Raw genomic sequence first — 7,292 nt, forward strand, 5'->3', positions numbered from 1 at the left:
GGAACACCTGATGGACATCGCCGAACTGCTTGCCTTCTCGGTGAAGAACAAGGCATCCGACTTGCACTTGTCGGCCGGCCTGCCACCGATGATCCGTGTGGATGGCGACGTACGTCGTATCAACATCCCCGCGCTGGAACACAAACAGGTCCATTCGCTGATCTACGACATCATGTCGGACAAGCAGCGTCGCGACTATGAAGAATTCTACGAGTGCGACTTCTCGTTCGAGATCCCCGGTCTGGCGCGCTTCCGCGTCAACTCCTTCAATCAGAACCGTGGCGCGGGTGCGGTGTTCCGTACCATTCCGTCCGAAGTGCTCACGCTCGACGATCTGGGTTGCCCGAAAATTTTCCGTGAGCTGATCGAACAGCCGCAGGGTTTGATTCTGGTGACCGGCCCGACGGGTTCGGGCAAGTCGACCACGCTGGCGGCGATGGTCGATCATGTGAACAAGAACGAATACGGCCATATCCTCACCATCGAGGATCCGATCGAATTCGTGCATACCTCGCAGAAGTGCCTCATAAACCAGCGCGAAGTGCATCGCGACACGCATGGCTTCAACGAAGCGCTGCGTTCGGCGCTTCGCGAAGACCCGGACTACATTCTCGTCGGTGAGTTGCGCGACCTGGAAACCATTCGCCTGGCGTTGACCGCTGCGGAAACAGGTCACTTGGTGTTCGGCACGCTGCATACCAGCTCGGCCGCGAAAACCATCGACCGTATCATCGACGTGTTCCCCGCCGGCGAAAAGCCGATGGTGCGCTCGATGCTTTCGGAATCGTTGCGCGCGGTGATTTCGCAGTCGTTGCTGAAGAAAGTCGGCGGCGGCCGCCTCGCGGCACACGAGATCATGGTCGGCATTCCCGCTATTCGTAACCTGATCCGCGAAGACAAGGTGGCGCAGATGTATTCGTCCATCCAGACCGGTCAGCAATACGGCATGCAGACACTCGATCAGAACCTGCTCGATCTGGTCAAACGCGGGTTGGTCGCACGTCAGCAGGCGATCGGCTACGCGAAGAACAAGGAAGTATTCAAGTAATAAAGCCGGAGGCTAACGTCTCCGGTTCCCGTTAAGTGGGGAGATCGCCATGAGCGAATTTGACTTTACCTCGTTCCTTAAGTTGATGGTCCATAAGAAGGCCTCGGACCTTTTCATTACGGCCGGTGTCGCGCCGTCGATGAAGGTACAAGGCCGTATCGTGCCGATCACGCAGAGCCCGCTATCCGCGCAGCAGTCGCGCGACATGGTGATCAACGTGATGACACCTTCGCAGCGCGAGGAGTTTGAAAAGACTCACGAGTGCCAGTTCGCGATTTCGGCGCAAGGCGTGGGCCGCTTCCGTGTGTCGTGCTTCTACCAGCGCAACTGCGTCGGCATGGTGCTTCGTCGCATCGAGTCGAAGATTCCGACCATCGAAGAACTGAGCCTGCCGCCGGTCATCAAGCAACTGGCGATGACCAAGCGCGGCATCATCATCTTCGTGGGCGCGACCGGTACCGGTAAATCGACCTCGCTGGCGGCGATGGTGGGCTACCGCAACCAGAATTCGACCGGCCACATCATCACCATCGAAGACCCGATCGAATACGTGCACAAGCACGAAGGCTGCATCGTCACGCAGCGCGAGCTGGGCATCGATACGGACAGTTGGGAAAACGCGCTGAAGAACACGTTGCGTCAGGCGCCAGACGTGATTCTGATCGGCGAAGTGCGTACGCGCGAGACGATGGAGTACGCGATCAACTTCGCCGAAACCGGTCACCTTTGCCTTTGTACCTTGCATGCGAACAACGCGAACCAGGCGATCGACCGCATCCTGCACTTCTTCTCGGAAGACCGCCGCGAGCAGCTATTCATGGATTTGTCGTTGAACCTGAAGGGCATCGTCGCGCAGCAGCTGATTCCGACACCCGATGGCAAGGCGCGCCGCGTGGCGATGGAAGTGATGCTTGGCACGCCGCTGGTGCAGGACTACATCCGTCAGGGCGAAATTCACAAGTTGAAGGAAGTGATGAAGGAATCGACCAACCTGGGCATGATGACCTTCGACCAGAGTCTGGTCACGCTGTATCAGGCCGGCGAAATCAGCTACGAAGATGCGCTTCGTCACGCCGACAGCTCCAACGAAGTACGTCTGCGCATCAAGCTGTCGCAAGGTGGCGATGCACATACTCTGTCGCAGGGTTTGGATGGTGTCGAGCTGGAAGAGGATCGCAGCAATCAAGGTGTGGGCGGCGGCTTCCTGCACCGCTGATCGTTACCGTCAATGCAGTTAAGAAAAAGGAGCCCGCGGGCTCCTTTTTTGTTGGCGCATGGTGTTGGAGTGCCGAGGTTACTTCAGCTCGGTATGCGTCATGATCACCAACCCCTGATCTTCCATGCGTACATCCGCCGAGATGGCTTGAATACGTGCAGCTTCCGATTTCATGGCGGCAAACTGGGCTTTGGTATTGGCGGCTGCAGTCGCGGCTGCTTTCTGGCTGTCCTGATCATCGCCGTTACTCGGGCCCATGGCTGCTGCCATCGTTGCCGCGTTCTCCGCTTTCTGCGCCATCAGGTCGATCCAGTTGCTGTACATGTCGCCATCGAGGTGCATGCGCATCAGCTCACCGGCATCGCCAACGGGCTGCTTGAGCATGTCGGCGAGTTTGCCGTCTTCGCCGGTACCGACCGCCATGCTTACCGATTTGGGTGTCATGGCAGCCCAACCCGGTTCGCCAAGTGCGTTGATGAGCTGCGCAGGCAACGCCGAGGGTGTGCCATCGTTGGCGAGCTTGATGCCCGCCAGCAACGGACTGGTGACCTGCGCCATGGCCAGCAGACCTGCTGCGTTGTTCGTGCCGATCACGAGTCGCCCCGAGAACTTCGGCATGCCACCACCCGGGTTGGACGTGTAGTTGTCCAGCGCGACGTGAACGCCGAGCAGATCGCCGATGGGCGGTACGGCTGCCTTTTGCATACTGTCGCCAAGGCTGCCGAACGTATCGTTGAGGTTATCGAGCACCGGGCAAGTGAACGGCTTGGCCGCCACGGCATCGGCCTGCGCCCCCCAGAACGCGCGTAACTGAGTCACCGGCAGCGCAAGGCTGACTTCGAACGGGGCTGTCGGATGGCTGCCCAGACCCGGCAATTCCACCTTCAATCCACTGAACGCGCTGGCGATGTCATTGGCCAGCGACACATCGAAACGCATGTCGCGATGTTTGTCGTCGAGCGTCGTGTAACCCAGGCTCATTTGCGGAATGCGTGCGGCGATGCGTGTGGCGTCGGTCTGGCAGCTCGGCGGAACCTGCATCAGGTTTGCAACAGGTTCGCCTGTCTTGGCAGATTCCGCTTCCGCACGCGCTTTGAGGAACGCTTGCGAGAGGGGATCCTGGCCGCCGGTGACGAGCGGCAGCAAGCGGGCCATATCGACCAGCCCGACTGCCCACGGGGCATAGCCCTTGTCCTTGGCGAGGTCCTTCAGGCGATCGGTGTCCTGCAAGCTCTTGGCCGGGCGATCCAGTCCCAGTGTCTGACGAAGCAGCGGTTGATCGGCATCTACCGGCAGCATCGCGAGCACCGCCTGCTTGCCCACGACCGCAATGATGAATTGCAGATGCGATGCGTTGGCCATGTAACGCTGATAACTCTGCTGACCGATGGTGGCGACGTCGAATTTCTTGCCGTAATCGTTCTGTAGTTTCGCGACAAAGCTCTGGAACGCAGCGGGATCGGCCAGTTCGATGCGAAGCACCGGCGACAGACCCAGCCCATAGAGCGCGGCGTGGCCTTTCGGATCGACGCCGGCTTCCTGCGTGATTTGCTCGGCAGTCTTGCCGTCGAATTCGCTAGCTACGGTGCGCAGGTACTTCGCCGTATCCGGATCGTTTGTCGCAAGCTGGTCCGCCTGGGACTTCATTTGCGCGACCTGTGCCGGCATTTCGGCGTCGATCTGGGTGAAGATGGCCTGACGGGTGCTGTCGTCCAGCACATCGAGATTGGCAAGCACATAGGGGGTATCCGCCGGCACAAAGGCCAGTGGGGCATCCTTGTCCTTGTGCGAACAGGCGGCCAGCAGCAAGCCAGTCAACGCCAGCGCCAGCACGCGCTTGGTCATACGCATAAAAAGTCTTCCCCGGTCTCGTAACCGCGACATTATGCCCGCTTTGTTGCAGTGCCGCTTACCTGGGGGCGCTCTGATTAGCGGCCGAGCATCTCGCCAAGCACGGCCATGCGTACAAATACGCCGTTGCCAACTTGTTCAAGGATTCGTGATTGCGCGCCGTCCGCGACCTCCGAGGCGATTTCGATGCCACGGTTGATCGGCCCCGGGTGCATGACCAGGCAGCCGCGCGCCGCTAGGGCCAGGCGGCGGCTGTCGAGACCGTATTGACGAAAATAGGCCGCTTCATCGGGCAGTTCGATGGTCGCCATGCGCTCTTTTTGAAGGCGCAGCATGATCACGGCGTCGGCGCCTTCAATCGCCTTGTCGAAATCGTTATAGATCTTGCAGCTTGGGAATTCGTTGACGTCGGGCATCAGCGAAGCAGGACCGCAAAGACGGATTTCACCTGTACCGAGCTTAGTCAATGCATGGACGTCCGATCGCGCAACACGCGAATGCTGTACATCGCCGCAGATCACCACGGTGAGTCTGCTGAAATCAGGACGGTGCTGGCGGATCGTCAGCACATCGAGCAGGCCTTGCGTGGGGTGTGCGCGATTGCCATCGCCGGCGTTGATCACCGACACGCCGCTCATCGCATGACGAACCAATTCATCGGGCGTGCCCGATACCTTGTGGCGAACCACGATGGCATCCAGATGCATCGCTTCCAGCGTGTGCAACGTGTCGAACAGCTCTTCACCCTTGCTGGTGGAAGAAAAGCCGATGTCGAAGTTGATCACGTCCGCGCCCAGGCGACGCGCAGCCAGTTCGAAAGACGTACGCGTGCGCGTCGACGGTTCGAAGAACAGATTAAGGATTGTGCGACCGGCCAGCATGTCCAGCTTGCGCGTGCCATGTGCGCTGGCGTCGCGCATCGTGATGGCGCGGTCCAGCAATCGCTCGATGCATTCGCGCGACAGGTTTTCCAGCGTGGTGAGGTGGCGAATGCGTGGGATCATGGCGGGCGTCTTTGTCTTTTTATTGGATCGGTGAAAGATGGTTTATGACGTGCTGACACCTTGATGCAGCCAGCGCTCGAGGATCACGGCAGCGGCTTCCGCATCGAGATGTGCTGCATCGCTGCGGCGTTTCAATCCGGCAGCGCGTGCATCGGCAAAGCGTTCTGCCGCTTCGCGTGAACTATGGCGTTCGTCGACCAGCATCACCGGTACGCGATAGCGTTGCTGCAAGCGCTCGGCAAAGCGTCGCGCACGTTTGCTCGCGGCTTGTTCGTCACCCTCAAGTGTAAGCGGCAAACCCACCACCAGCGTGTCTGGCAGCCATTCGCTGCGCAAGGCGTCGAGCGCGGCCCAATCCGGATCATCGTTGCGCATGGCGATGGTGGTGATGGCCCGCGCGCTGGCAGTCACCTTGTTGCCGACTGCGACGCCGATGAGCTTGCTGCCGACGTCGAAGCCCAACGCGCAACTCATGCGTGGCCCGCGTAGCCAGGAAGTTGCAGCGGATCGACGCCAACCAGGCCGGCCGCTGCGCTCCAGCGTTCCTCCAGCGGCGTGTGAAACATCACACGTTCGTTGGCTTCCACCGTGAGCCACGTATTGTCTATCAGTTCCTGCTCCAGCTGACCGGCGCTCCAGCCAGCGTAACCCAGCGCCATCAGCGCCAGGCGCGGACCCTCGCCAGCGGCCATCGCCACCAGAATGTCGCGCGAGGTGGTCACCGACCAATCGGTATTGATGCGGTAGCTTGATTCCCAATGGCCGTGCTCGCGGTGGAGCACGAAGCCGCGCTCCTGCTGAACAGGGCCGCCGATCAACACCGGTGCGTCGGCTAGTTCGGGATCGGCACAACCGAGCTTCATCTGCGCCAGTACGTCGCCGAACCGGTATTCCGAGAGCTGATTCACCAGCAGGCCGACCGCGCCATCTTCATCGTGTTGGCACACGAACGCCACTCCGCGTGAAAACGGCGGTTCCGCCAAGCTGGGCATGGCGATCAGGAACTGTCCGGCGAGGGACTGGGGGGTCTTGTCAAGCATGGGGGCATTGTAAGCGCTGGGGCTTGGCCGCGTCTTCCGCATTTGTCATGAGGGGCTGGCGCTGAATACGCGCTAGCGCAGGTTATCGCGGTGTCATCGAGCCGTGATGGCTGCCGTTATGCTTACCTCGGCCTGTTCAGCCGTTTGCTTGAGACTCCTTTATGAATCGTTTTGCGTGTTTGGCGATGTTCTTTTCGATCCTGATCGTTCCAACCATGGCCAGTGCCAAGCACGATCACAGTGCTGACGGAAACGGTTTGGCCGATACGACGGTAATGATCATTCGCCACGCCGAGAAGCCGGACAAGGGTTCGGGCCTGACTCCGGCGGGTGAGGCGAGGGCGCGGGCTTACGTCGATTACTTCGAACATTTCACCGTCGATGGCCAGCCGATGACGCCCAACGTGTTGTTTGCGGCGGCTGATTCGAAGTCGAGTATGCGGCCGCGGCTGACGATTGAGCCGTTGAGTCAGGCGATGAGTTTGCCGATCGATAGTCGGTTTGCTGACAAGCAGACTAAAGAGATTGCTGATGCGTTACGCGCTACGGCACATGGCAATCGCGTTCTTATTGCGTGGCATCACGGTGAGATACCTAGGCTGATTGACGATCTGGGTGGGGATTCGGCTTCATTGATTCCTGGCGATAAGTGGCCGTCGGAGGTGTTTGGGTGGGTGGTGGTGTTGCGGTATGACCATCATGGTCAACTGGTGAATGCGCAGGTCATCCATGAGCATTTGATGCCGGATGACAATTGATTTTTTGTGTCGACGCTTCACGCCCGACGTTGACGATCTTGCGACAGCGTTTATCTCGTCATTCCTGTGAAGGCAGAGGCACTTTTCAACAGCGAAGCTGGTCATCCAGTGACTTGGGTTTTCCTTTGTGCGTTACGGCCAGATTGCTCGCCTGCGCGGCGGGCGTTTCGTCCGCCTGCCGGCGGTCGAGTTACTTTTCTTTGCTTGTCCAAAGAAGAAGTAACCAAAAGAAAAGACACCCCGGAGAGCGCGCCCTACGGGTGCGCGAACGGGTTACGGGGTTTTTCGACAGCACTTCCTGTGCTGGCGAAAAACTGGCTGGCATCCGTGCCAGCCACCCTTCGGGCTTTCCTTCACCCGTTCGCCGCGCTCTAC

The 7,292-nt window shown here is 59.5% G+C and carries 7 protein-coding genes; 3 read left to right on the plus strand and 4 right to left on the minus strand.

The features are described 5' to 3' along the window. The first annotated feature begins 10 nt into the window (after positions 1 to 10). Positions 11 to 1,048: a type IV pilus twitching motility protein PilT gene (locus tag VK725_RS06470; RefSeq protein ID WP_126674841.1), complete on the plus strand. Its 1,038-nt coding sequence runs from the start codon at positions 11 to 13 to the stop codon at positions 1,046 to 1,048. Positions 1,049 to 1,097: 49 nt separating this feature from the next. Further along, positions 1,098 to 2,264, plus strand: a complete 1,167-nt coding sequence (locus VK725_RS06475) for a PilT/PilU family type 4a pilus ATPase (RefSeq protein WP_325317241.1) — start codon at positions 1,098 to 1,100, stop codon at positions 2,262 to 2,264. Between the two features lie 78 nt (positions 2,265 to 2,342). Here VK725_RS06475 and VK725_RS06480 read toward each other — a convergent pair whose 3' ends face one another. The 4 genes from VK725_RS06480 to VK725_RS06495 all read right to left on the minus strand — a co-directional run bounded on the left by VK725_RS06480 (position 2,343) and on the right by VK725_RS06495 (position 6,159). Beyond that, positions 2,343 to 4,115: a hypothetical protein gene (locus tag VK725_RS06480; protein WP_325317242.1), complete on the minus strand. Its 1,773-nt coding sequence runs from the start codon at positions 4,113 to 4,115 to the stop codon at positions 2,343 to 2,345. Between the two features lie 77 nt (positions 4,116 to 4,192). After that, positions 4,193 to 5,119, minus strand: coding sequence for an aspartate carbamoyltransferase catalytic subunit (locus VK725_RS06485; RefSeq protein WP_325317243.1), 927 nt, complete (start codon positions 5,117 to 5,119; stop codon positions 4,193 to 4,195). Positions 5,120 to 5,161: 42 nt separating this feature from the next. Next, positions 5,162 to 5,593 carry a Holliday junction resolvase RuvX gene (gene ruvX / locus VK725_RS06490; RefSeq protein WP_325317244.1) on the minus strand — a complete coding sequence of 144 codons (432 nt, stop codon included), beginning with the start codon at positions 5,591 to 5,593 and terminating at the stop codon, positions 5,162 to 5,164. After that, positions 5,590 to 6,159 carry a YqgE/AlgH family protein gene (locus VK725_RS06495; RefSeq protein WP_325317245.1) on the minus strand — a complete coding sequence of 190 codons (570 nt, stop codon included), beginning with the start codon at positions 6,157 to 6,159 and terminating at the stop codon, positions 5,590 to 5,592. The genes ruvX and VK725_RS06495 overlap by 4 nt, the downstream gene beginning before the upstream one ends. Positions 6,160 to 6,320: 161 nt before the next feature. Between VK725_RS06495 and VK725_RS06500 the strand changes: the two genes are divergently transcribed. Continuing rightward, entirely contained in the window at positions 6,321 to 6,917 is a 597-nt protein-coding gene (locus tag VK725_RS06500; protein WP_325317246.1) for a flagellar basal body-associated protein FliL, read from the plus strand. The last annotated feature ends 375 nt before the right edge of the window (positions 6,918 to 7,292 follow it).

This window comes from Dyella sp. (assembly GCF_035486915.1).
Taxonomy (GTDB): Bacteria; Pseudomonadota; Gammaproteobacteria; order Xanthomonadales; family Rhodanobacteraceae; genus Dyella_B.

Coding starts and splice junctions, on each gene's coding strand:
- VK725_RS06485 (WP_325317243.1), bottom strand. CDS start 5,119: ATGATCCCACGCATTCGCCACCTCACCACGCTGGAAAACCTGTCGCGC.
- VK725_RS06480 (WP_325317242.1), bottom strand. CDS start 4,115: ATGCGTATGACCAAGCGCGTGCTGGCGCTGGCGTTGACTGGCTTGCTG.
- VK725_RS06495 (WP_325317245.1), bottom strand. CDS start 6,159: ATGCTTGACAAGACCCCCCAGTCCCTCGCCGGACAGTTCCTGATCGCC.
- VK725_RS06475 (WP_325317241.1), top strand. CDS start 1,098: ATGAGCGAATTTGACTTTACCTCGTTCCTTAAGTTGATGGTCCATAAG.
- VK725_RS06470 (WP_126674841.1), top strand. CDS start 11: ATGGACATCGCCGAACTGCTTGCCTTCTCGGTGAAGAACAAGGCATCC.
- VK725_RS06500 (WP_325317246.1), top strand. CDS start 6,321: ATGAATCGTTTTGCGTGTTTGGCGATGTTCTTTTCGATCCTGATCGTT.
- ruvX (WP_325317244.1), bottom strand. CDS start 5,593: ATGAGTTGCGCGTTGGGCTTCGACGTCGGCAGCAAGCTCATCGGCGTC.